Annotated in this window: 19 protein-coding genes and 1 pseudogene; 8 read left to right on the top strand and 12 right to left on the bottom strand. The window is 46.8% G+C overall.

All coding sequences use genetic code 11. The features are described from left to right. Positions 1 to 367: reverse transcriptase domain-containing protein (locus Q1Q75_RS04490; protein WP_300667871.1), on the bottom strand; the 367-nt coding region annotated here is incomplete at its 3' end. 164 nt (positions 368 to 531) lie between these two features. Here Q1Q75_RS04490 and Q1Q75_RS04485 point away from each other — a divergent pair. Next, positions 532 to 1,248, top strand: coding sequence for a YopT-type cysteine protease domain-containing protein (locus Q1Q75_RS04485; RefSeq protein ID WP_300667870.1), 717 nt, complete (start codon positions 532 to 534; stop codon positions 1,246 to 1,248). Between the two features lie 433 nt (positions 1,249 to 1,681). Here the strand turns inward: Q1Q75_RS04485 and Q1Q75_RS04480 are convergent, their stop codons facing one another. After that, positions 1,682 to 2,245, bottom strand: a complete 564-nt coding sequence (locus Q1Q75_RS04480; RefSeq protein ID WP_300667869.1) for a (2Fe-2S)-binding protein — start codon at positions 2,243 to 2,245, stop codon at positions 1,682 to 1,684. A 592-nt stretch (positions 2,246 to 2,837) separates the two neighbouring features. Between Q1Q75_RS04480 and Q1Q75_RS04475 the strand changes: the two genes are divergently transcribed. Then, complete coding sequence (locus tag Q1Q75_RS04475; protein WP_300667868.1) at positions 2,838 to 3,506, top strand: Crp/Fnr family transcriptional regulator; 669 nt, start codon at positions 2,838 to 2,840, stop codon at positions 3,504 to 3,506. Between the two features lie 274 nt (positions 3,507 to 3,780). Here the strand turns inward: Q1Q75_RS04475 and Q1Q75_RS04470 are convergent, their stop codons facing one another. The 6 genes and pseudogenes from Q1Q75_RS04470 to Q1Q75_RS04450 form a co-directional block, all read right to left on the bottom strand. Next, the gene (locus Q1Q75_RS04470; RefSeq protein ID WP_300667867.1) at positions 3,781 to 4,593 is read right to left on the bottom strand and encodes an ATP-binding cassette domain-containing protein; all 813 of its coding nucleotides are present in this window, start codon (positions 4,591 to 4,593) and stop codon (positions 3,781 to 3,783) included. Further along, on the bottom strand, positions 4,580 to 5,527 hold the full coding sequence (locus tag Q1Q75_RS04465; protein WP_300667865.1) for a hypothetical protein: 948 nt from the start codon (positions 5,525 to 5,527) through the stop codon (positions 4,580 to 4,582). The genes Q1Q75_RS04470 and Q1Q75_RS04465 overlap by 14 nt, the downstream gene beginning before the upstream one ends. Continuing rightward, positions 5,524 to 6,405, bottom strand: a complete 882-nt coding sequence (locus Q1Q75_RS04460; protein WP_300667864.1) for a hypothetical protein — start codon at positions 6,403 to 6,405, stop codon at positions 5,524 to 5,526. The genes Q1Q75_RS04465 and Q1Q75_RS04460 overlap by 4 nt, the downstream gene beginning before the upstream one ends. A gap of 66 nt (positions 6,406 to 6,471) precedes the next feature. Then, a pseudogene (locus Q1Q75_RS22590) lies at positions 6,472 to 6,750 on the bottom strand (STAS domain-containing protein); the annotation flags it as partial. Positions 6,751 to 6,908: 158 nt separating this feature from the next. Then, positions 6,909 to 8,006, bottom strand: a complete 1,098-nt coding sequence (locus Q1Q75_RS04455; RefSeq protein WP_300667862.1) for an ABC transporter substrate-binding protein — start codon at positions 8,004 to 8,006, stop codon at positions 6,909 to 6,911. A gap of 213 nt (positions 8,007 to 8,219) precedes the next feature. Next, complete coding sequence (locus Q1Q75_RS04450) at positions 8,220 to 9,650, bottom strand: SEC-C metal-binding domain-containing protein (RefSeq protein ID WP_300667859.1); 1,431 nt, start codon at positions 9,648 to 9,650, stop codon at positions 8,220 to 8,222. Between the two features lie 911 nt (positions 9,651 to 10,561). Between Q1Q75_RS04450 and Q1Q75_RS04445 the strand changes: the two genes are divergently transcribed. The 3 genes from Q1Q75_RS04445 to Q1Q75_RS04435 all read left to right on the top strand — a co-directional run bounded on the left by Q1Q75_RS04445 (position 10,562) and on the right by Q1Q75_RS04435 (position 15,376). Continuing rightward, positions 10,562 to 13,198 carry a sialidase family protein gene (locus Q1Q75_RS04445; protein WP_300667858.1) on the top strand — a complete coding sequence of 879 codons (2,637 nt, stop codon included), beginning with the start codon at positions 10,562 to 10,564 and terminating at the stop codon, positions 13,196 to 13,198. Positions 13,199 to 13,543: 345 nt separating this feature from the next. Further along, the gene (locus tag Q1Q75_RS04440; protein ID WP_300667857.1) at positions 13,544 to 14,302 is read left to right on the top strand and encodes a cyclic nucleotide-binding domain-containing protein; all 759 of its coding nucleotides are present in this window, start codon (positions 13,544 to 13,546) and stop codon (positions 14,300 to 14,302) included. Between the two features lie 837 nt (positions 14,303 to 15,139). Then, complete coding sequence (locus Q1Q75_RS04435) at positions 15,140 to 15,376, top strand: hypothetical protein (RefSeq protein ID WP_300667855.1); 237 nt, start codon at positions 15,140 to 15,142, stop codon at positions 15,374 to 15,376. A gap of 424 nt (positions 15,377 to 15,800) precedes the next feature. Here Q1Q75_RS04435 and Q1Q75_RS04430 read toward each other — a convergent pair whose 3' ends face one another. The 4 genes from Q1Q75_RS04430 to Q1Q75_RS04415 all read right to left on the bottom strand — a co-directional run bounded on the left by Q1Q75_RS04430 (position 15,801) and on the right by Q1Q75_RS04415 (position 20,846). Then, positions 15,801 to 16,883, bottom strand: a complete 1,083-nt coding sequence (locus Q1Q75_RS04430) for a 4Fe-4S dicluster-binding protein (RefSeq protein ID WP_300667853.1) — start codon at positions 16,881 to 16,883, stop codon at positions 15,801 to 15,803. A 216-nt stretch (positions 16,884 to 17,099) separates the two neighbouring features. Continuing rightward, positions 17,100 to 17,732: a TetR/AcrR family transcriptional regulator gene (locus Q1Q75_RS04425; protein ID WP_300667851.1), complete on the bottom strand. Its 633-nt coding sequence runs from the start codon at positions 17,730 to 17,732 to the stop codon at positions 17,100 to 17,102. A 470-nt stretch (positions 17,733 to 18,202) separates the two neighbouring features. Further along, on the bottom strand, positions 18,203 to 19,720 hold the full coding sequence (locus tag Q1Q75_RS04420) for a hypothetical protein (RefSeq protein WP_300667850.1): 1,518 nt from the start codon (positions 19,718 to 19,720) through the stop codon (positions 18,203 to 18,205). Positions 19,721 to 19,889: 169 nt separating this feature from the next. Continuing rightward, on the bottom strand, positions 19,890 to 20,846 hold the full coding sequence (locus tag Q1Q75_RS04415; RefSeq protein ID WP_300667848.1) for a glycerophosphodiester phosphodiesterase family protein: 957 nt from the start codon (positions 20,844 to 20,846) through the stop codon (positions 19,890 to 19,892). Between the two features lie 842 nt (positions 20,847 to 21,688). Here Q1Q75_RS04415 and Q1Q75_RS04410 point away from each other — a divergent pair. The 3 genes from Q1Q75_RS04410 to Q1Q75_RS04400 all read left to right on the top strand — a co-directional run bounded on the left by Q1Q75_RS04410 (position 21,689) and on the right by Q1Q75_RS04400 (position 25,875). Beyond that, a complete protein-coding gene (locus tag Q1Q75_RS04410; protein WP_300667847.1) occupies positions 21,689 to 23,026 on the top strand; it encodes a metallophosphoesterase in 1,338 nt (445 codons plus the stop codon). A gap of 1,247 nt (positions 23,027 to 24,273) precedes the next feature. Further along, positions 24,274 to 25,014 (top strand): hypothetical protein, encoded by a 741-nt coding sequence (locus Q1Q75_RS04405; protein ID WP_300667846.1) that lies wholly within the window; start codon positions 24,274 to 24,276, stop codon positions 25,012 to 25,014. A gap of 522 nt (positions 25,015 to 25,536) precedes the next feature. After that, positions 25,537 to 25,875 carry a hypothetical protein gene (locus tag Q1Q75_RS04400; RefSeq protein ID WP_300667844.1) on the top strand — a complete coding sequence of 113 codons (339 nt, stop codon included), beginning with the start codon at positions 25,537 to 25,539 and terminating at the stop codon, positions 25,873 to 25,875. Positions 25,876 to 25,946: the final 71 nt, after the last annotated feature.

Raw genomic sequence — 25,946 nt, 5'->3', positions numbered from 1 at the left:
GTACCATAAGAATGTCGTGATCCACTTTGTCAAAGAACTTGGATAAGTCCATGTCCACTGCCACGTTGTATCCTTCCCGAATATCTCTTTGCATTGCCCTGACGGCCTGATGACCAGAACGGCCTGGCCTGAACCCATAGCTGTACTCAGAAAAACCCGGATCGAATATTTTTGAGAGAACTTGTGCAATCGATTGTTGGATAAGCCTGTCCAGTACCGTTGGTATCCCAAGGGGACGCTTGCTGCCGTCCGGTTTGGGGGACCAGGGGACAGGCACCATGCGCTTGACCTCTACGACAATCTGTGAGACACTCATTTTCGAAAAGTAACCTACCTTTTTTAATAGAAATTCATTCTGAAATCTCATCAACACACCCGTAATTCTGACATGACACACCAAGGAGATGACGCGCTATGCCTCGTATTCCCCGGATGGTCAGGACAGATCCCGGCCAGAAGACCGTTTATGGTAACAATAACAGGGTAACAGGGGATAGGTGCTTTATGCTGAACAGCAATTAGGAGGTCACAATGAACCAACTTAATGCCTATCAATCAGAACCCTTTAATCAGGCAGATGAAATAAGGGCTGTTTTGACCAGGCCAAAGCCGATCGGTTTTGGTATCTCTCCACGCAGCGTCGACACACATGAGGGTATGAATGGTTGCTGCCTTTCCCTCTGTTTTCAATGGATGAAGCTTAAAATGAGCAACTCCAAGGAGTCAGCTCAGGATCGAATCACCTCTATCAGGGCAACTATCCCGAAGGTCATTCTTCGCCAGAAGCTTCAAAGTGAATTATGGGCGGTAGGCGGTGGTGAGGCGAACTATACAGCTCCAGCAACTTATATCGGAGTTAAACTGAAAACGTCTGACCTAAATAGAGAACAAGTAAAACCAAACCTTACCGGTAGGATCGCATTTTGTGAACTCCTTAGAAATACGAAAAAAACATCTCTCCTGATGGACTACCGATGGCCTGATGAAAGCGGGCACGCTGTTGCCTGGTATGTATCATCAGGAAAAGTGTTTAATGCCAAACAACACATTTACTTTTTTGACCCAAATTTTGGTGAATACAAAGTTCTACTGAAAGACAGACAGGATTTTGTAACGCAATATTTCGCAGCAATAAACCGGGTTTTTAGGCCAAATCCAGTCATTGGATATAACACGGTTGCAGTTGCTAACGATAAATCTATGAAAAACTTCTGGGAACGCAAAGGTTTAATCTGCCAAAAAATGTGAAAAATTATGGTTACTAATCAGTTCTCAGAAGAAACCAGGGGACAGGGGGACAGGCGCCATGCGCTTTGCTCTACGAAGTTGAGGTCAAATCCGAAATCGCAACTTTATCATGTTTAGTACGCCCATATTTTGATGTAAGTTTTTTTTATAATACCGGAAGTGAAGATTTGGGTGAATATGAAATATCTCGTTTAATGGCTAACAATAAAATAAACTCGGCCGTCATAACAGAGAACCAGGGGACAGGCACCATGCGACTCTGATTTCTGATTTTATTTGTCACCTGATTCTCCCCCCACATCGCCTGGGCCACCCAAAAATCAAGACGCCGCCTCATGGAGATCTCCGTAGAAAACATTCAGCGCTACCTGAACGAAGCGCTGCAGAACCAGGTGACTCCGGCGGCCGGGCTATGATCCCCCATCCCGGGTAATCACCTTTTTAAATCGATAATATTTTGAAGCAGCAGCTTGCATTTCCCACAATTATTTCCTGCTCCTGTGGCCTCTTCCATCTTTTCAACGGTATCAGCTCCCCCCTTGACCGCAGCCACCGCATCCTCCATAGACACATTATTGCACCCACAGGCTACCGATAAGATGTGCTCAATATCCCCAAGACAATTCCCGCACCCTGTTCCTGCGCCGGTGATTTCTTGAATCTCCTCCACTGTGCGCGCACCACAGGTCATAGCTTTCCTGATATCGGCATAACGTACCTGTTTACAGTGACAAACAATCCTGTTTACGGGTATGAGCAGGGCGGTCAATACGATGGGCTCATCATTTTTGATTGAATGCATTTTCCCAGCAGGCGCAACAAACACATCCCCCGGATTTAGCTCGATTTCTTCATCTTCCAGCACCCCAAAACCGGACCCTTTTACACAATAAAAGACTTCATCTTGAGTTGGATGTTCATGCAAAGGCACTTCTACATCTGGCGAAATATGATATACCTTCGTTTCAATCATTTCCTTCAAAGCATCTAAATCCATATTTTCACTCCTTACGTCTAAACGTGATTTTGAGGATATTTCTAAAGAGTCCCCAACCATGTGAACGTGAAAGCCATCATCTCTTTGGTCGAAAAAGCTCTGCTCAGAGGCAGGGCCATACCTCAAAAAAGATGTGTCTATCGAGTTTTGGGCTAACCCGGGTATTTAACGGGCTAACGTTTTACCAACCCATTTTGCCAGCGCTCTCGCACGTCCCATTGATCTGAGGACCTGATCCGTTAGATTTTTTTTGGGTTAGTTTAGCCGGAGCAATAGGGAAAAAAAATAACATTTGTTATGTTGTTCAAAGAGTTTCTTCGTTACAGATAGCGTAAAATGGTCTCTCCGAATTCAGAAAATCGACCATTTTCGTCATTGGGCAGCGCTGTTGCTTGGTTTCAAGACAAAAAAGTTTAAGGGGCAGCCACCCCGTGAGCTAACGAACAAACGCGCCATCAGTTGCTGTTGATCTGTCGTCCTTGTGGCGATGTATTCATGGGGCTGCGAACCCTATGAAAATTAGCGTTGTGGATTTATCAGGTGTGCCGTTTCGATTGGATTATCGTATCGGAGGGTGACATAAGGGGGCATGATGGGTGAAAACAATTACAATTTTTCAGAGAATCAAAAGGTAAGCATCGTTATTGAGGGGATGAATACGTGCTGGAAAGATATCGTTCATTTGGCGACATTGCATTCATTTACCAAGGGGCAGGTCGTGGATCAGGCAGCCGATGGGGTCTATCTGATAAAGGAAGGGTGCCTCAGCTATAGTTGTTACCTGGATAGTGGCGAAAAGCGTATTTTGTATTTTGTCGGACATGACTCTCTGTGTAATGAAGCCGGCTGCATGATTCAACTCAAGGACCGTGTTTCTTTCGAGTTCCTGGCGGATACCCAAGTGTATACGTTTCCTCCAAATCAATTCATGGATGTCGACTTTGTTCGTTCATATCCTGAATTATCGATCAACCTCTCTCAGTACATCATTTTTAAACGGATATACCTTAGCCATTTCGTGGCAAACCTTTCCAATAACAAGCCCATTACACGGGTAGCTGAAATCCTTTTTCAACTATATGAGAGTGAAAATGCGATCACAATCAGCCAATTGGACATCGGTAATTTTCTCGGCCTCCACTTAATGACTGTATCGAGGGCTTTGTCTCAACTGCGCGACGAGAATATTATCGGCAAGATCTCCAAGAATAAGTTCGAGATATTTGATCCTGAACGCCTTGCAGAATATGCAACATGGTGAGCCCAAAGAGAGATGGACGAGAAGACCCGTGAGACCAGGGGATAGGCGCTCCATAGACATGAAATTCACTATCAAACGTCTTTTGCGCTTCCTATACGGCTTGAGGGGTGTCCGTTCATGCGTGTTCTTGACCGTTGCGGTTGATCCATGGTGCGCAAGCACACCCTACCTCACATCTCCCACACCGTCGGTATTGCGTCACATAAGGGTGCCCCTTGCCCCCTTTTCTTACCCCATTCCATTTTGATCTCACAGAAACTGAACAGTTACGAAATTAACCATATTGCCGGGCCAGCAGCAGCGCAACGGATTCGTCAAAAAGCTCCCGTTTGGCCACACGATCAAAGGCTGCCATAAGATCAGGAATACGAATGCGTGTTTTCTGCTCATCCTGAAAATCTTCCACAATATTGCCTCGGTGCATCATAATAATACGATCCGGAAGATCTACTGCCTGCTGCATAGAGTGAGTCACCATAAGAGCGGTCAGTTTTTCACGTTCTATAATATCCTTGGTAAGTTCCGCAATTTTAGCAGCGCTTTTGGGGTCAAGGGCGGCGGTGTGTTCATCCAACAGCAGCAGCTTGGGACGAAGCCATGTGGCCATCAGAAGTGTCAGCGCCTGCCTTTGGCCACCGGACAAGGTACCAATGGGATTGTTCAGACGATCTTCCAGCCCCATTTTAAGCGTTCGAACCTTATCTCCAATTTCATCACGGGCAGATTGAGTGACCGCCGTTCCCAGGCCTCTGGATTTTCCCCGTCGCATTGAGATAACAATATTCTCGGCAATGGTCATGCCCGGCGCAGTGCCCGCAAAAGGGTTCTGAAAAACCCTTCCCATGAGTTGCGCACGCCGATATTCCGGCCAGCGGGTCACGTCTTGTTTGTCCAAATGAATGGAACCCATATCTGGCGCAAATGTGCCGGCCACGGCATTAAGGAGCGTACTTTTTCCTGAGCCGTTGGTGCCAATCACAGCGGTAAAGCTACCCTCTTTAATATGGAGACTCACGCCCTGAAGTGCCAAAACTTCATTGGGCGTATCCGGTAAAAATGTTTTTCGGATTCCGTTAAGATTGAGCATAACCAGCACCTCCTGTGACCTTTTTTTTCAGCCCCACAATGAACGAAGGGGCGACCAGGGCGGCAAACACAAACAGGGCCGTCACCATTTTCAGATCATTGGGATTCAGGCCCCATCTTAATGCAATCGCAATTAAAAGCCTGAAAAGAAGGGTTCCCAGTATTGTTCCGGTGATGGTAAGCCCCAAACCCGCTTTACCCACCAGTGCTTCACCAATAATAATGCTGGCAAGTCCCCACACCATCATACCGATTCCCATCTGCACATCGGCAAAACCCTGGTATTGCGCCAGGAGTGCTCCGGACAGGGCCACAAGCCCGTTTGCAAGGGCCAGACTGAAAACAATCATCGTCTTATCATTGAGTCCCTGAGCCCGTACCATTTGAGCATTATCCCCGGCAGCCCGCAGACCCATACCAAAATGAGTCAGCAAAAACCGAAAAAGAAGCAGGCCTATAACGATGCAGATCACGAGTGTTGTTAAAAAGCTTGCCAGGTCCACAACAGGCACAAGCCAACCCATGACATTAATTTTTTCAGCACCGCCAGACAAAAAGGCAATGACGTTTTCCATGGTACTGGAGACAGACGGGACATTCAGCAGCGGAATATTGCTGCGCCCCATCACCCTTAAGTTCACGGAGTAGAGGGCCGTCATCACCAGAATCCCTGCAAGCAGCTCCTGAATTTTAAACCGGGTATTCAAAAGGCCTGTCACTGTTCCGGCAAAAGCCCCGGCCGCAACAGCCGCCAGCGTTGCCAGCCAGGGATTCCATCCGCTGCTTAGCAGAACAGCCGTCAGGGAAGCCCCGAGAGCAATGGAGCCGTCCACTGTAATATCTGTAAAACGTATCATTCGAAATGAAATCAGCATGCCAAGCGAGAGCAGGCTGAGGATCAACCCCATGGTAAACGCACCCATAACAAGACTCATAACAAGACCTCCGGATTGAGAACAGGTCCGCACCAGCAGGCGCCGCGGATTAACGCACTTTCACCCAGCCCGATGGCCGGCCGGTTGTCATCGATAAGATGCATAACAGCCCGGGGCGGCGGCCCGCTGAAAAAGCGAGAGACAGAGGAGCAAAGGTCAAGACAGCCGTTAGGCAGCGGCTGATAAGGAAAAACAGCCGCATGGATATGCACTGCCAGATCCGGCCGTGACGGCATGGGATACAATGCTGTATACTCTTCTTTTTGATCGCCCCGGGCAGCAATGCCTGTCACCAGGACCTGTTCGTTGGCATAGGACCGTTCGCCACAAAAGCTCAACCGATCCCGAACAGCCGGCCAGGCCATAAAATCCTCCGGGTCGGGCATAAGCCCGGACTGCATAAGGGAGGCGCCCACAAGGCCTTCAATTTCACCTATAATGAAAAAACCTGTTGTATTGGTTCCGGTAAGGTCAAAGACCGTATCAATAATCTTACTCATCTCATTTACAGGGTTTTCATCAATCGGCTTAAAACGAAAGAGATGAGACATATCGCCTGAATATTTCAACATCTGACGGCATTTAAGCTCAGGAATGTACTTGTTTTCCGCAATCAGATAATCTGGACGACCCCGTTCATCTGGAGGCTGCAACGCCACATGGCCGGCAGCAGCTAAAAATTCTCCCATCTTTTCTGTATTGCCTGATTCCGCCCCCTGAAAAGCTTCACCAATCCCAAAGCCAAAATCATCTGTCCCGAAAGAATGTCTCTTCTCTCTGCCGGCAGCGGCATTTATTGTCCCAAACAAGTCATCGACCCGTGTCAGAGTCAACCCGGAGTCATCTGCAAGACCATAGTGCTCCAGATCCGTATTCACCCCAGGCTGTTTTTCACAGGATGCTGCGAAAAAATCATCCGGAAAATCCGGGCTTAGCCACTCCCCAAAGCCGCTGATGGTCAGCGTGTCCCGTACAAAAGCCGTGGACCGAACCAGCCGCAGCACACCGCCAACCTTCACTAATTCTTTGTAAGCAATCAACAAAGACCGGATCCCGGCTGAACTTAAGAATTTAATGCCGGAGGCATCGATAAGGAGCTGATGCTCCCCTTCCCGTATATGTTTTAAAAGCTTTTCTAAAAAAAGATCGGACCAGGAGGCGTCTAACCTTCCCACGGCCTGGATCAGCAGATATTGGCCATGTTTTGAATCTGTCAGCTGCATCGTCTATCCTGTCATTATCTAACCCGAATATTTCATGAGAAAACTGTTGCTTCAGGTTGATAACATGTCATTACAGTTGGTTGCGCGGAAAAATATAGGCATTTCAAAAATGCAAAATGTAATCAACGGTATTCTTTTTGATTTTCTCACCCTTCGGGCTAAGGCGTCACCGGAAATGGAAAAGAAATCGCTTTTTCCTTCAGTTCCGGCGTCATGGTCAATTTATACTCTTTTGCCAAATCGACATTAAGCAACAATTTTTCAGACTTCGTGTTGCTGAAAGGAATGGTGCCTGGATTTTCCCCCTTCAAAACCCGGATCGCTTTTTCAGCCCCTTCCACCCCGGCATCATAATAGTCACGAGCCAAACAGAGGACACCGCCATCCTTCATCTGAGCACTGTCAAAGACATAAACCGGCAAACCATTATCACGGGCACGGCGGGCAAGCTGGCCAAACCCCGGGCGGGTTGTATTATCAGCGATCTGAGCCACCGCCTGGATCCGTTGACGACACAGGATTTCACTGGCCTGGGAAATTTCAGAGCTGTTCGTCACAGGAATCACAACAAGCTTAATGCCATAGTCCTTAAGCGCGTCCATAAACCAGTCCCTGTAAAGCACGCTGTTGATTTCGGCCGGCGTAAACAGGGTGCCCACGGATTGAACCCCGGGAAGTGTCTCATGGATCATCCTGGCCATCTCTTGAAAGGGTGAACGGGTTGTAATCCCCGTCACATTCGAGAGATGATCTGTTTCAGACGTTCCAGCACCGGCCTGGACCCCGTCCCCTACACCCGTAAAAACAATTTTCGTTTCTTTTCCGGAGAGACGAAGCGCCGCCTGCAAACTTGGGGTTGAAATCACCATCAGCAGATCTGGCCGCTCCGATTTTACGGCCGTCATGATACTGGAGAGCGTACTCATATCGCCCTGGGCATTATACTCCACGACATTGAAATCACGCTCTGCGATCAGTCCTCCCTTTTTAAGGCCATCGAGCAGACCCTTCCGGCAGTCTTCAGCAAAACTGGTATCACTGTACATGACAAGACGCAGTTCAAGAAACGACCGGATACCCGCCACAGGGGAGTCAATGACTGACGTTGCGGCATCCTGGATCACCACACTATCAGGATATACCTTACTATTTTTTCCGGTACCTTCCCTGCGATCTATATCTGAGATCAATAATATGAGGGATGCGACAAGTATAAGGGTCACCGAAGGCCAAAGATGTTTTACCCACTTCATCATACTCTTTTCCTCTGCATCAGCATGCTACCCCGGATATTTCATGAGAAAATGACCATACCAAGACAATAATAAAACATACAAAAAGCAATGCCTCCGGCGGCAAGGTGAGCCACCTTGAAAGCTGCTTGTTAAACCCGTCTTTATAAAATCAGGCAAACGTTTAGCCCCCGGCAGGGCCGCCGGAGGCACAAGCTGAACAGTTACCCTCGTCCTTTACTCTTCCAGCACCCCCAACTCCCGTCTCAATTTATCGATATCAAAGGCAAAGCTATTTACATCTTCCGTGCGCGCGTTCGTGTTTTCCCACTCGTTGAGAAGGTCGATGACCTTTCTGCGCCCCTCGCTGGTTTTGACTGCCTGGCGGGGCGTCTGGCCGTCCAATGCCGGGACCTCCTGATCTGCCCAGTTCATGTGCATCTTATCGACATGGACCTCAAGCTGCTTGAGAACTTCGGACGGGAGGACATCCAGATGAAAGTCACCTGAAGGTTCTTCCGGTGAGGAGAGCTCTCGTTCCCCCAGTACCTTCTCAAGAGGTTTGCTGCTTGTCTGCACATGGATCATCCGATCACCGAGCAATTCCGTGAGCATATGTCGCAGCCTGCCGTCGCGCTCGGTGCTGCTGGTTTCTGCCTCCAGAATCTTTTCCCCAACCTCCAGTTGCCCCTTAAACACCTTTGCCAGAGGGGACTGCTCATCGGGCGCTGCGAACCAGAGAAAGGTAGCCGTGCAGGGCCCTGAGTCCTTATCCCGTTCGAATTGATCAACCTCCGTCAGCTCAGCGAGAATCTCCTCTCTCAGATCAGGATCAAAGCGATACGAGGAGGTGGTGAAAATGAGCTCTGAGCCGTCCATATTCTGTATCTCAGGCAACACCGGATTGAACAGCTTTGAGACCATCGCGGCATAAAACTCGATCAATTCATAATCAAAAGCAAAAAGATCGGAGAGCTCCTCCAACGCATCAATGATCGTCTCCAGCTCTTCTGTGATGGCGGCTTTGCAGTAAGCCGGCAACGCAAAAGGGCCGGCGATATTCAAAGCGATCACCCCATCAAGCGCCATGGTGTTGCCAAGGAAAATATCCCATGGGTTCATCGACTCTGCCGCCGATTGATCGGTAATCACACACACCCGATCAAACAAAAGATCCCGGACCTGTATCTGCGTACCGGAGACGATCTCTTCGATCTGCCAGAACGTCAGCGGTTCCTGAAGGGCTGCCTCGATGTATCGCCTCTGAAGCGAGTTGAGATATTTGCCCCTTCGTTGGAGAAAGGCGGAGCCTATGGAAAAAGGCATGGCCTCGTCCACATCCGGATGATCATCGGCTTGGGTCAACTCATCTAATATGACATCCGCCTCACACAAAAAAACCATCCACCTGAAAAACATCGTGGTGTAGGCAGACTCCCCAAGGGGGGCCTCCTCTCCGATGCCTTCACTGAACTCTTGCCAGAGTTCTTCGGTAATCGCTTCATGATAGCGTTGGCCGGCATACTCCAGCAGAATCGGGATCACCTCATTTGAGGTGCGCATCAGGATGGAATGAGTCAGGCTCTCCGTCGTCTTCTTCATCATACAGCACTTCTTGTACTTCTTTCCGCTGCCACAGGGACAAGGTGCGTTTCTACCGATTTTCATCACATCTCCTCACAGTCAATCATTATGGCCGCAAGCCCAGGCCTTCTCCTCGCTTAGCCCGAATATTTCATGAGAAAACGACCGGGGCAAGAAGATAATATGTTATTACAGCTTGTTGCCGAGAAAAATATAGACATTTCAAAAATGCAAAATGTAATTCACCGTTCTCGACTCGTGAAATATCCGGGTTAGTGCCCCATCATACTCAAGCTATCCATATCAGAAAAATGCCGCAACGGTTCAGCTTTCATGGCAACTCTGGTCTTTTACGTTTCCAAGCGTCCCGCGGCGATTCTTTTGCCGCTGATAGATTCTTGGGAGCCCATCCAACGCCATGCGGCTGATCACACGTGTAAGCCTCTTTTGGGCTGGATACGTTCTGGACCTTCGCGGAAACAGGAGGCATCTATCCTCTCAAAACCGCAAAATGTAATTTACTGTTTTCTACTCACGTTTCTCACCCTTCGGGTGAACCGAGTGCACCCATCTTCCGTGTTATCAGAGCTTTGGGGGCAGGAAGCACGCAAGAAGAAAACATCATGGCATGAGATTCAATATCAAATGCATTTCGCCTGCCACCTGGTCTTCCTGGTTCCCGCTCGACTGTCCCCTATTTTCTGCTTGTTCATGGCCTGAATCGCAACGTTCAGGTAAAAAAAATGGGCGGAACCACCGGTTTTTTTCGGCCATCCCTGGTTTTGTGAGACGAATGTGAGATGTCGCATCTCATAATGCCACCCGGATCAGAGGCAAGGGGGAAAGGGGTCACCTACACATCTGACCCATTTTGTATCAAGAGTGTAGGCGCCCTTCTCGGGATAAACGTAAGACGGGGGGCAAACGGCAAGGCCAGTCCCCAATTTTCGGTAGGGCATTTTAGCGGTATCTAATATTTTTTTGCGGGGTGTTACATGATTAATACTAAGCGATTATTCAATTTTCTGGCTATTCTGGCTATTCTGATCTTTATAGGGGCCTGCTCCTCGGGTGACGACAAGGCTCCTCCTCCACCCACACCACCGCATACGGGGGACGCCTCCTCAGGCGACGACAATCCACCTACCCCTCCTACCCCTCCTACCCCACACACGCCAACGCTCATGGCCTGGGGCATGGCAGAAAAGATTGAAGATGAAGCGACCACCCAGGATGCATCTCGCCAGCAGATAGCGATGGCCGATAACGGCTCGGCCATCGCGGTCTGGCGCCAGGAAGGCGACGACGGCGTCATTGAGATCTGGGCCAGATCCTTTGACGGCACCAAGTGGGGCACGGGAAAGATGATTGACTACGGCAATGTAGAAATACCGAAGATAGCCATGGCCGCTGACGGCTCGGCCGTCGTTGTCTGGATAGAGGATGACGGCACGCGCACTAATATAAGGGGCATATCCTTTGACGGCACCAAGTGGGGCGGGGTACGGATACTTGATGTTCGCGACGGCCCTGCATATCATCCGGAGATAGCCATGGCCGATAACGGCTCGGCCATCGCGGTCTGGTGCCAAAAAGAAGGCGACAACTATGATATCTGGGCCAGACCCTTTGACAGCGCCGAGTGGGGCGAAGCAGAAAAAATTAAAACTGGATTTTCTCGATCGTATCATTCGCAGATCGCCATGGCCGCTAACGGCTCGGCCATCGTGATCTGCCCGTACATAGACACCGAGGCCAACCTCACGAAAGTCCTGGCCATACCTTTTGACGGGGACAACTGGGGCACGACAAGCATAATTGGAAAGAGCAACAGCCTAATACGTATGCTACAAATAGCGATGGTCGATAACGGCTCGGCCGTTGCAATCTGGAGCCAACAGAACACCAATGACTATAATTTATGGGCCTCTTCTTTTGACTGCACTCAAAAGCAATGGAGCGAAGCAGAAAAGATTGAAGATGGCAATCACATAGCACACGCCCCACAGATTGCCATGACCGATGACGGCTCGGTCGTAGTGGCCTGGGAGCAATATGTCGGCAATGACAGTGTTATATGGGCTAATTCTTTTGACGGCGCCCAAAAGCAATGGGGCACGGCAGAAAAAATTGAAGCTGGCAATTACATAGCAAATAACCCGCAGATAGCCATAGCCGATGACGGCTCGGCCCTCGCGATCTGGCAGCAACACGATGACGACGAAAAGTACGGAGTGATTAGTATATGGGCTAACTCCTTTGACGGCACCCAAAAGCAATGGGGCGAGGCAGAACTGATTGAAACTGGCGATGGCACAGCATCTTTTCCGCAGATCGCCATGACCCCTGACGGCTCGGGCCTATCGGTCTGGAATCAAGATCTCGACAGCGTCAGTATTATCTGGGCCAATTCTTTTGACGGCGCCAAGTGGGGCACGGCAGAAGAGATTGAAGATGGCACCAGCGATGCAAAAAGTCCGCAGATAGCGCTGGCCGCCGACGGCTCGGCCGTCGTGGTCTGGTACCAGAAGTACGACGGCGTGAACAGTATATGGGCCAACTCCTTTGACGGTATCGCCTGGAGCAAGGCAGAGCTGATTGAAGTTGGCGATGGCACAGCATTTTATCCGAAGATAGCCATAGCCGCTGACGGCTCGGCCCTCGCAGTCTGGGGCCAGGAGTACGACGGCATGAATAGGATATGGGCCAACTCCTTTGACGGTATCAAAAAGCAATGGGGCGAGGCAGAGCTGATTGATGATGGCACCAGCAAAGCATATACTCCGAAGATAGCCATGAACGCAGACGGATCGGCCCTCATGGTCTGGTATCAATATGTCGGCAATGTCAGCGTTGTCTGGGCCAAGTCTTTTGACGGCACCAATTGGGGTACGGCAGAAACCATTGGATCTGGCAATGGCACAGCATATGATCCACAGATAGCGATGGCCGCTGACGGCTCGGCCTTAGCGGTCTGGAGGCAGAAGTACGACGGCGCGTTTAAGATATGCGCCAACTCCTTTGACGGTATCAAAAAGCAATGGGGTACGGCAGAAAAGATTGAAGAGGGCACCAGCGATTCAGCAAGACCGCAGATAGCCATCTGCGCTGACGGCTCGGCCCTCGCGGTCTGGAATCAATCTGGCGGCAGTGTCTGGGCCAATTCTTTTGACGGAACCCAAAAGCAATGGGGCGAGGCAAAAAAGATTGGAGATGACGATGCATATAACCCGCAGATAGCCATGGCCACTGACGGCTCGGCCCTCATGACCTGGAATCAAATAGGCGCCAGCGTCTGGGCCAATTCTTTTAATGGTACCGACTGGGGCACGGCAGTGGTGATTGCAGATGACAACACCGGCAATGGATATAATCCGCAGATAGCCATGACTACTGATGGCTCGGCCCTCGTCGTTTGGGAGCAACAGGATGATTGTTACCGGAATATCTGGACCAACTTTTTTAATGGTACCGACTGGGGCACGGCCAAAATAATTGAAGATGACAACGGCATTGCAAGTGCTCCACAGATCGCCATGGCCGCTGACGGCTCGGCCGTCGTCGTCTGGGAGCAACAGGACGATTGCTACCGGAATATCTGGGTCAATTTTTTCACTGACACTGACATCTGAAATCAACGGGATGAAAATGGGCATCGGGGACAGGCACCATGCGCTTGCTTTTTTGGGGCAGAAATCATGCGAGAAGAAAATCTTATTGCATGAAATTCTATATCAGCGCATGTCGCCTGTCACCTAATTTTGTCACCTAATTTTGTTGAACCCAATAACGGCAAAGATGTCAATTTTTGATGCCGCTTGACATCTGGCCTATCCTGGCATAGTTGAGGCTCAGTGACTGGCACGTGTACCTCTTACTCACAACTCTAACCCGGATATTTCATGAGAAAACAATCAGGACTAAGGCATAATTTGTAATTACAGTTCTTTGCAGTAATATTTTCGGTCGTTTCAAAAATGCAAAATGTAATCCACAGTATTCTGTTTGATTTTCTCACCCTTCGGGCGCTGCAAAGCGTTGCATCTTTATATAGAGATCAGCACTGCAGAAAATGTATCGCAGAGAAAAAAAATATCATTATGGGAAAATCAATTAAAACAAATCTGATAACGGAAGAGACAATCAGGCTTCTTCAAAAGTTCCAGATACTCAAGGGGCTGACATCAGATGAAATCCGGCTTCTTTTAGGAATAAAAAAAAGTGATTACCAGCAGCGCATTGCCAAACTCGTTCAATATGACTCTGGTGAGACAGTCATCAGAGAAGGTGATTTAGACAGCTGGATTTTCTGGATAGTAAAAGGCTCCTGCGCTGTTACCAAAAACAATATCTATATTGCTGAATTTAACAAGGCCGGAGAAGTTTTTGGTGAAATGAGCTGTCTGGACATAGACAGTCGATCCGCTTCGGTCATATCGACCACTGAAAGCATCTGTGTCAGTATTGACATGTCAATATTAGATACACTCAAAAATGAAACAATTCGAAATAAAATAAAAAATGGGATTCACACGATGCAGGCCGAGCGCCTCACCAATACAACCGTCAAACTTGCAGAGGAAAGAAAAAAATTACTCGAACAACAGGATATTATCCTCCAGCATAAAAAAGAGTTTAAAGAAAAAGAAAACATGCTGCGTCAATGGGAAACAGACCTGGAAATTCGTGAAAAAAAGCTCCACAACACCATCCATGGTGCTGAAGATCCGGCCTAACCCGGATATTTCATGAGAAACCGCAATGCAAAAGTATATACAGTTTTATTACAGAATGTTGTGACGAAAAAATCAGGTGTTCGGAAAACACAAAATGTCAATTTTAGTTTTCTGCTCGATTTTCTCACCCTTCGGGCGAGCCGAGTGCACCCATCTTCTGCGTTACCAGAGCTTTGAGGTAAACCACTACATCTGCAGCTCTGGTGCATTGAATATGAATGCTCTCGACTGGTGAAATATCCGGGTTAAATTTAAAGGACCAGGACGGCGAGAGGGAAAACCCATCGGAAACCTGCTTTCAAGGTGGCTCACCTTGTCGCCGAAGGCATTGCTTTTTGTACTTTTATATTTTTCTTGCAACCTTAACGTTCCTTCGGTCACTCTCGCTACCACTCGTCATTCCGCTTCGCGCCATCTCCTCCGAACAAAACCTCACGGTGCCGCCCTTGTCTCAGGATAGCACCTATGCTAAACCATTGCTTGGTAAGCAGGATTCCCGTACAGAGGACGTCTCAAGAGGAAAAATGAGCTTACAGGTCACCTCATAAGATCACGCCCATGCCGGGCGTTATGCTTAATTCCTCAGTATATTTTCAAAAGGTAATAATGAGGCTTCTAAATTATATATTTTATTTGGTTGTTATAGCTACCATTCTGGAAGTTATATACGTCTCTTACTTTACATTCAAACATTATAAACTTAGTAAAAATCAGTACAAATCAAAATTATTTGATAACCGATATAAAACGTATATTCTTGTAAAGAATTTCATTGAACGAGCTTTGGCTTATCCTAACGAAGCATCGAATGAATACAGTTGTTTCAGAACGAAATTAATGGATGTAGATTTTCTTTTAGATTCAGATTTCAGAGACGATATCTCTTTTATTTGCAGGAAGATCATTTTATTTTTCAAAACTCATCATGAGCTGAATGAAATTCCTTTAGGTAAGGATAAGAATATAGCAGTTCAAGAGAAACTTGATGTGGCAAAAGAACTAACAGCTCAATTAGATTCATTAAATCTTATGTTTGAACCATATTTAAAACTCAATAATATTGTCTTAACGTAAATTATTAGAATGGCATAACGAATTTAAAATTTGCTCTCTACGCCAATCTGCAAGACATTCTTACCCTCAATAAGTAACCTGCCTTTTTTAAGAGAAATTCAGCCTGAAAGATCATCAATGCACCCGTACTTTTGACATGGCACCTCAAAGAGATGACGCGCTATCCCGGATACTGAATGAGATAACGATTCCGCAGCAGCAATAAACTGTTATTACAGGCTGTAATTATGAAAAATTTAGATCTTTTTAAAACACAAAATATACTTCACGTTTTCTACTCGCATTTCTCACCCTTCGGGCGAACCAAGCGAACCCCTCTTCTGCGTTATCAGAGCTTTTGAAGTAAACCACGACATCGGCAGCTCGGATACATTGAATAGGGGCGCACTCGACTCGTGAAATATGCGGAATAGAGGGCCAGTAATCAGGCAAATTCTGAGTAATCAACGCCGCGGAATTCGCCACGTTGGGCATACCAGTCCATCTCATTTTTTGGAGAAACGATAATGTCTGCCTCGGCTTTACGGACCAGGCTCACCGCTTCAGCTGGGCAAGTAGAAATGCAGAGACCACAGCCAATGCACTTATCGGGATTGATACGGTAGGCATCCTCCACTTCCTCAATGGCATCCAACTGACATCGCTCTTCAGCACAAAGCCCGCAGCTGAGGCACGCCGCTTCATCAATCACCGCCGTGAAATTGGAATGAATGGCATGGCTCACACCAAACTTTTTGGCATTGCGCAGAATCCCGCAACAACACCCACAACAATTGCAGATATAAAAATGACCGTTTTGAAAGTTGTTGGTCATATGGACCAACCCCGCCTCTTCCGACGTCTTCAGGACCTCGAAAGCCTTTTCCTTGGTAATGGGACGAATTGCCCACGGGTGGTTATCAAAAAAGCCAGGGATGGGAGCAATGGAGATGCACACCTCAACGGGCTTTGTACAGGGATGGCCCAAAAGCCCTTGCTCGACCTTGCAGATGCAATCTGCCAAACCAAAGGATTTCCCTTTTTCAATGATGGATGAGACCTGATCAAAGGGAAGGACTTCGCCACCACCGTCCACCTCCTCTTCGACGGGCAAGACATGCATCAAGGGAGGGGAGACGTTAAAGAATTCATGGGCGAAACTCTCCTCGTAGGCTTTACAGAGCTCGGCCATCTCCCGGTCAAAGGTCTTCAGCTGAAATTCATAGATCCCAAAAACCCAGGCTGCCATACGGAAAACATAGACGCCCCCAAAATCAATGCCGAAAATCTGTCCCTTTTCCCACATGCGTATCAGGTTGTCATTCAGCCCTTCCAGGGGCCATCCGGTTCGTTCGGTAATTTGTTCAGCCGTTTCGTACGTCAGGCGAAGAATACAGAAAATTTGGGCCTCTTCCTCGGTGAAGATGCGTTTCAGGATCTTGATATCCAAACCCTCATCCGATTCGGGGAACCCGTTGGGCAAGGTATCCAGCACCTGTTGAAGCCGCCTGTAAGTTGTCTCCGCCATCATCTTCTCCTTTTTTATCTCTGATATAATGAGGTCCCACGCGAACTATTAACCCGGCGGTTAAATGCATAAATGTCGAGGAGCGTTATTACCCCGATAAAGCTGACATCTCTTTCACCTGCTTTTTGCATATTAAGTTGCCGGGTTAATATATCTTGATGGCCTTTTCGCAGAATCTCTGCGACATCATGCCACCTCTGTATAGGGACGCAAAATTTACGGGCCGTTTTCTCCACGTATCCCTGAATACAAAGAGTGAAGGAGCCCACGCTTCATGGCACCAAGCGAGCCTGCATCCAGACCGTACAGATGTCCGTCAATGGCGAGGAGTGAAAAACCATGGACAATGGACCACGCCGAAATGGCGATACTGTAAGGACTCTCCCCCTGCAAAATGCCCTGCTCCCAGCATTCTGAAATCACCTCAAGAAACAGCTGAAAAACAGGGGACGATTGGGGCTTCAAAGAATCGGGAACCACCACCCCCTGTGTCGGAGACGCAAACATCACACGAAAATAGGCCGGATGATGCATCGCGAAATCAATATACGCCAAACCGCAAATGCCAAACCGCGTCAGCGCATCTCCTTTGACACGTTCAAGCCGGACGTTGATCTCGGAAAGCATGATGGACATGCCCTCCCGCACCACCGAAGCAAGCAGGGCCTCCTTATCCGGAAAATGCCGATAAGGAGCGGCATGACTCACCCCGGCACGTTTGGCAATCCCTCTAAGGGTCACCTCTGCCGCGCTTGATTCTTCTATCATCTCAAGGGCGACTTCAATCAAGCGGCGCCTGAGATTTCCATGGTGATACGTTGTGGTGTCATCTGTTTTGCTCTTTTCCATGCCGCAAACCATACCCACCGATGTTTACACTGTCAACTTCAAAATATCGTTCTCATTTCACGAGGCTTTTAATCGTCAAGGGGGCTCCTTTATTGCCAACCCCAGGGGACAGGCACCATGCGCTTGACCTCTAACCCGGATATTTCATGAGAAAACAATCAGGACTAAAGAATAATTCGTAATGACCGTTCTTTGCAGCGATTTTTCCAGTCGTTTCAAAAATACAAAATGTAATCCACGGTATTCTCTTTGATTTTCTTACCCTTCGGGCGAGCCGGTTGCACTCCTCTGCCGCGTTATCAGAGCCTTGAGGTAAACCACTACATCTTCAACTCTGATGCCTTGCATATGAGCGCACCCAACTCGTGAAATATCCGGGATAGCCCGGATATTTCATGAGAAAACAACCAGGATTGCGGCATTCATATGTGACCTGTCTATTTATTTTTTATTTAAGTCCTTACCAGTTTTCAAAATTGAGGGGCTGTCTCTGGCAACAGCTCAGAATCTATCCCTTCACAGAGGTTATTATCAACAGTCAAATTACCCTCAGCATCAATCGTTACAGTCCAGATTGTGTCGTAATCGTCACCCGGCCAACCATTGTTAATCAAATCTTTAGTCGGAATCTCCCGTAGATTATCACCTCCATAACTGGCAAGAAGGGCATTGATTAACGGTCTGGTGCGTCCAGACTCCCAGCCCAGCAATATGGTTTGATTAGAGAATGTGCCGCCGAAAAAGAAATAATCACTGGCAAGTGTAGCTGCATCTCTGTCAAGAATACTGAAACTTGACACCAGTGAATAGGGCAGATGATTGGCGATGGCATAGGGCAACACGGTTAACGATGGTCGGACATAACAAACATCTATTTTACCTGGAATAGCCGGACCTGGAATCCACTGTGCTGGGTCTATTGAATAGACCATGTTTGGCACCCTGTTGGGATCGATTATGTCATTGAGGGTGTTACCGAGTTCCAGCGCGCGCCACTGCCCTGCAGCAACGAAATTGCCGTTTTCGAATTTAAAATGCTCATCTGGATGCGCCTCGGCGTGACGGACAATATAGACCGTTTGGCTTTTGTTAATGTCGGATGGGACGACGACGCCAGGAATCCCGTCATTACGCTCTGTGGTGAAATAAGGCTGCTTCAAGTTCGTACATGCCGCACCTGCAACTGATGAGGGCAATACGGGGTAAGTGTCAGGCGGCGTCAGATTGCTGTTGTAGTCAACCAGACTGGCATGACCCTCCGTCGAGATGGAAATGGCATAAACATGATTCGCCCCCATATAGTTTGTCGGAAGGTTCAGGTTATAACCCTGCCGTTCATTGATGGTTGACAGTAAGGCATCAAGGGTTTCCCAAGGTGCAGAAAAGACGTAATAGCCTGGCTGATCTTTTGTGATGATAGCGGACACGAGGGCATCGTTGATTCCGCCAGTGTTATTAAAATCCAGTCCGTTACAACGACCGCTGTATCCATATTTCGACTCAGCAACACCGACAGGCAGCGACTCTTTAGACGGGTACGCGACATTAAGCGGGTAGCTGTTGGCGGTATGGGTGCCCCCAATGTTGTCAATGGGCAGAGTCTGCTGGTTGAGAAGGGCAAACTGCTGAATATAGCCAATCGCTGTCATATTCGGATATTTGTTTTCGGTCTGCAGATGTGTCATCGGTGACAGGGTGTAAATAGCGGTGACATTGTTTTCATCAAGAACCTGCTGCTTAAGAAATGTCGCCATCTGGAGTGAGCGCTGCAGCCCCTGAAAAGTAAGATTTGCTGTGTCAGGGTCTATGTCTCCGGAGTCATGGTAGGCCAAATCAGGACTGGCCACAAAGATCAGGTTGATGTTGTCAGAGGACAAAATGTCACCCTGGTTGGAACCAGAGCAACCGACAACAAGAATCAGAAAGAAAATCAGGAACAGGGATCGAAGAGTAGATAATCCATTCCGCCATTGTATTGAATATTTCATTTTTTAACCCTTGGTTTCTCGTTGTGTTAAAAAAACCGATAAGAACGACCACATTGTGTGTTTGATCGATCGTTCAGTTTTTACCAGCATACCTTGCCGTCATTCTCGAATAGGGCTAACCTGCAGCGCCTTATGATAAAGGAAGCTGCACCAGCTCACCCACCTTTCTTTATTCGCCAAGTGATTCATTCTTAGCGGCAATGGCGCGTTCAAGATAATTTGTCGTCAAAATATCGACATTGGCTTGAATGAGATCACGGATGTTTTCCTCTGAGTCAACCGTCCACGCGTCGATTCGATACCCATGTTCATGTAAAATCGAAAGGGTTTCAGAATCAAGACCCAACACAAGCTCTCCCGGATCCTCATTCACTGTTATCTTCTCGATTGCATTTTTATCTAACGCATCGTACTGAAAGGCAAAAGGGCCAACATCCTTCGTGCCAATTTCTTCTGCTTTGATCATAATTTTCGCCGTTTTTTCTTCTGCCGTGCCGGTCATACAGGAAGGCGGCAAAAACAAAAGGGCTGGGATCTCTGGGTGTCTTTCTTTTATTTCTACAACAGCACTTTCGACAAATGTAACGATAAGTGTTCTCTCTTCCATTCCAGTGGCGTAGAGCATCGCCACCACATCATCCACAATGCTTGGTGTTTTAATTTCAAGCAAGGCGACCATGCCACATTTTTTGAGATAAACTAACGTTTCTTCCAATGTCGGAATTTGTTCACCTTGAAATTGTTCCCCTTTCCAACTGCCTGCGTCCAGACTTCTTAAGTAGGCATCGGACAATTCGGCAACGGCACCGGTTCCATTGGTTGTGCGATCAACCGTTTCGTCATGGATAACCACAAGGGTTCCATCACCAGATCTATGCACATCAAACTCAGTGGCATCGGCACCTGCAACAACCGCTGCTTCAAACGCGGCAAGCGTATTTTCTGGTGCAGTCGCTGCATATCCGCGATGGGCGGTGATTAAAGGCCTGTTGTTTGTAATGTACTCATTTAGCGAAAGCGATTGATCGTTATGATTTGAGCCACAACTGACAATGAAGAAAAATGACATGATCAGACAAAAAATGATCTGATAACTGTGATTTTTAGTTTTTTCCAATGCACTCACAAAGTCCCCCTTAAATGTTTTTTTTTGATTCGCACCCCACGTTCCTTAGCCGGATATGTCATGAGAAGACGATCACGCTAACCCGGATATTTGATGAGAAAACAATCAGGACTAAGGAATAATCCATAATGACAGTTCTTCTCAGTCATATTTTCAGCCGTTTCAAAAATACAAAATGTAATTTACAGTTTTCTACCTGCTTTTCTCATTCTTCGAACGATCCGAACGCACCCATCTTTTGCGTTAAAAGAAATTTGAGGTAAACCACTACATCTGCAGGTCTGATGCTTTGAATATGGGCGCACTCGACTCGTAAAATATCCGGGATAGCAAATCCGTGCTATCTTTTAGACAATAAATCGGCTAAATTTCGTATAACTTTATCGGATAATAGTTAGTAAAAAAGTGACCAGGGTTCACCCTTTGATGCCACCACGTCACCACACCGCTGTAACTCAAGGAAATAAGGAACAATTGAAAAGAGGAGTGAGGGGCCGTTCAGAGGTGTCATCGTGGAAAAAAGCAAGATCGTCATCATCGTCCTGGCCACTATTCATTTAAAGGCTGTGAGGACGGATATAAAGAGTAGATGGGATGGACTCCATGAAACAATTGACAGATACCTATCCCGGATATTTCATGAGAAAACAATCAGGACTATAAAATAATTCGTAATTACAGTTCTTTGCATTAATATTTTCATATCGTTTCAGAAATGCAAAATGTAATCCACAGCATCCTGTTTGATTTTCTCACCCTTCGGGCAAGCCGGGCTAAGGTAAAAGATGAAAAGCAGAACTCTCTGGAGACGCATAATTTAACAACATTTAAGGAGTTTGATGATGAAGAAAAGCATTTCCACAGCCCGTTTAATAGGGTTCCTATGCTTGGCAATATGCCTGCTTATATCATGCGGTCATAATGAAACCTATGACCCATTCAATACTGAAAAGAATGAAAGAAATTTAATTGTCATTATCAGTGATCTTCATCTTGGAGCCGACATAAAGTATGCTGAGATTCAGGATAATTTAGGTCCACTTGAGAATTTTCTCTATCAAATTAAAAACTCACGCAACGTCAAGGAGCTCGTGATAGCCGGCGACCTGCTTGACGAGTGGTTTGTCCCGGCGTCCGTCGACACGTATCAAGGAAGGGACCAGGCTGATTTTATGGAGCGTATCGCTGAAACCAATAAAGGGGTCGTAGATGCGTTCAATGAGATCATTGAAGAGGGGATGATTTTAGTCACTTACACACCCGGAAATCATGACTTAACAGTGACGGCTGAAAATGTGGATAAAATTTTCCCCGGAATCCATCAAGCCCGTGATGCCCAGGCGTTTGGCTTAGGCACATATTCACCAGACAATTATCCCGAGATTGCCATTGAACATGGTCATCGCTATAACTTCTTCTGTGCACCCGACCCGCTCTCAAATCAAGGTGCCGCGCCGGGAACCATCTTGCCTCCGGGATATTTCTTTACACGCATTGCAGCAGAGCACGTTATCCAGAAGTGCTATGAACCCCAGACGGTCCCCCTTGTTACCCCGAATGTTTCGAATAATGAAAGCCAGAATTTACTCTATGTCTATTACAAAATCTGGGAGTGGACGCTGGGGTCATTATTTCATATAGAAAATACCTTTGACGAAAAGATCATAGTGACAAACGTCGATGGATGGACCGATACATATGCCGTGAACGACCTGCTTCCGTCACAAACAACCGAGGGAGGGCTCATTTCGGTGAATCTTTTTAGCGGAATCCAAGACAGCTGGGCTGAAAGGTGCAAACTGAACAACGTGCCCATTCCGATTCCTGCAAGTCAGGCCATTGAACAGGTGGTCTCGGCCCTCCAGACGGATCGTATGGCCGTCACCCAATACTTTATGAACCCCGACTCCGATAAAAGGCTCGTTGTTTTCGGACACACCCATGAAGCAAAAATGAAAGCATCGCTAAACTATGATGGGAAAAAATCACTCTATGTAAACTCAGGAACATGGATTGACAAAGTGGAACATGACCCGACCCCAAACCCTGACAAGACCACCATGAATTTTGTCATTATCACGCCACAAGATGAGAACGCTTCGTCTCAAACCCGCGTCACACTGTACAATTTTGAAAATGAGGTGATCACACAAATGGCTGAAGACTCATTGCGGTTCTAATACATTACGGGTATTGAAGGGACGCTCATAGTCCGGACATTTCATGAGAAAACATTTGGTTCAAAGCAATAAACAGTTATTGCAATTGGTTATTGCAGAGACTTCAGTTATATCAAACTTACAAAATGTAATTCACGGTTATCTGTTCGCTTTTCTCACCCTTCGGGATAGAACGTCTCCACATCAAAAGCCCTGCGGAGCCTCTCTCTTCTTTACCCAGAGTTCCAAAAACCATCTCAGGATCGTTTACATCGCATGAGTCCGAGTCTTGGTCTTAAAGCACAACCCAGAAAAAGACGCCCTGCTGAATACGCTGGATTCGCTGGGGACAGGCACCATGCGCTCACCAGATGAAGCCCCACGGTGCCTCCCTTGCCTTGGGATAGTACTTATGCTAAAGGGTTGTTTGGTCAGCATAATTCATACACTGAGAGCTTCCCTTCATAACGACCGGGCCACCTTATAAGATCAGGCCCATGCCGGGCGTACACAACACGCTGCAAGAGACACCAAAAAGCTACTTCGTTCTTCTCGCAACGTTTTGCCCCCCTAAGCGCAGAGTTATTTTTCATGATTCAAATGGAAAATGGAATGGAAAAACCGAACAGGTCGGATGTAAACTGCCAATTCGTAAAGTATTTATGCGCATCTCACGTTTTGATGTGGGTATACGGGGCTGTGTTAATAAAGCTCTATTTTCAAGTATCGCCGGTTGAGATAGCCCGTACCGTGAACGCCATTATTTCACTGATAGTTGCCGTTATAAATATGATGGGAATCATAGGCGTCTTTGGTAAGCCGGTTCTCATTACAGAAGAGGAACATTTTATCAGTTGGCGATGTTTTGGAGTGGCCGTAATGTTCTTTATATCCGCAGGATTATTCATTTGGTTAACGACTTCAATGGATCTAAATCATATCACTATTTGGGGCAGATCATAATCGGATGGTTGAGAGTTTCTTTCCCTGCCCCCACGCCGCGCCATGTTTATACGCATCCTGTCGGATTCATGGGTGCAACAGAGCACAGGATTTCACCCTTATTTTTCATGTTTTCACTACCGAATGTTGCGGCTAAAAAATCAATTGTTTAATAAAAACAACCTGTCATTTTCGGTTTTATGTTCGAGTTACTCACCCTTCAGACACGTTCTATAAAAATTCCGATTTATAAAGGAGTTATGGTGTCAAATTTTTGTAAAATTATCGTCTTTGTTTTTCTTTCACTGATGCTTCTGGCATGCAACATGACAGAAAAAAAGTACCATGAGGGGGAATTTTATATCGATAAGCAGGTCCATTTTGACATACAAACAAAAAAGCCGATTAACGGCGTTATTATACGAACGTTCAAAGGCACAGAGATTATAAGATCTAAGTGGCCCTACAAAAATGGTAAAATTCATGGGAAAGCATATAATTACAGGAAAAGCAAAGCATTGCTATCTGAGAGCCATTTCAAAATGGGTCAACGACACGGCCTGGTAACATTTTATACTCAGTCCGGTGCCATTGCCGTAATCACAAGTTATTACAATAACCAATTCGATGGCCTTCAAAAATTCTACTTCGGCGATGGATCGCTAAGAAAAGAACAAAAGTACAGCAAAGGGATTCTTTTAATTGAAAAAGAACACTTCAAGGCCGGCAGTCTTAAAAAACAAACGAAATTTAAAAACTCTAAATTAATCGAAAAAATGACTTATTCGAAAGAAGGAAAACGTCAAAAAAGCATATTTTATAATCCCGACAAATCAGAAATATGGGTAAAGGATTATAGCCATACCGGTGAAATTGATAGAGAGTATCTCTATATTGACAAAATAAAAAAATCAGAAAAACACTATGATTTTTTTGGAAAATTAACGAATGAATATACCTACCAGGATGACGAAGGCAACGGAACTCGGACGTATTATACAAAATCTGGTGAAATAAAAACGTCACCAATAAAGAGAAATAAATCCGCGATGTATTTCAAAGGATAGGCATGCGTGCATCTATATTTTAGTATCAACCTGCACACCGGCCACATGGACAGAGACGACGCCCCAAAACCATCGGATGATTCGCCGTATACATTGCATAGCTTTATGCTGGCTGGCTTGAAAGCATATGACAGACACATTGTCCCGGCCCCCCTTTCGCTGCGTTCGGCAGCCCTACAGCTTAACGGGATGCGCCAACAGGAGTCACTCTTTGAGAAAAATCCTAATATTCGGTAATTCAGGCTCAGGAAAGTCAACCCTTGCCAAAGAGTTATGTAATTCCTATGGATTGGCGCACCTGGATCTCGATACACTGGCATGGGAGCCTACCTCTCCTCCCAAACGAAAACCACTCATAGAGTCAAATCAAGACATTGATTCATTTATTCATTCAAATAATGGCTGGGTTATCGAGGGATGTTAGGGCTCACGCAAAAAATAAATGCTCAATTTTCATAAAAATTCCGCTGTGATTTGACCCGAGGAACGAGGGTTAAAGCGCTGCGGTAACCTGCTTTCAAGGTGGCTCACCTTGCCGCCGGAGGCATTGCTTTTTGTCTGTTTTATTTTTGCGCCGGCCCTTACTCCGACTTACTGGAAATGGCCGTGCCTGAATCCAATGAGATCATATTCATGAATTTTCCGGTCGAGACTTGCATCGCCAATGCCAAAAGCCGGCCATGGGAACCGCATAAATACGAATCTAAAGAAGCTCAAGATGCTAATTTGGGAATGCTCATTGATTGGATAACTCAATATCCTGAGAGGGTAGATACGTTTTCTAAAGTTGCCCACAATGAACTGTATGAAAAATACTTTCGTAAAAAGAGTATGATGGACGGCAATAAGCAAAACACATAACTTTACAAAGTAAGGTGGACGGCCAAAAGCATAGGTTCTTCGATCCGCGACGTTTGTCCGCCGATTATTTA

The organism is Desulfoluna sp. (assembly GCF_030145185.1).
Classification (GTDB): domain Bacteria; phylum Desulfobacterota; class Desulfobacteria; order Desulfobacterales; family Desulfolunaceae; genus Desulfoluna.
The sequence above is the reverse complement of the archived record's forward strand: the minus strand, read 5'-3'. Positions and strand labels throughout refer to the sequence as shown.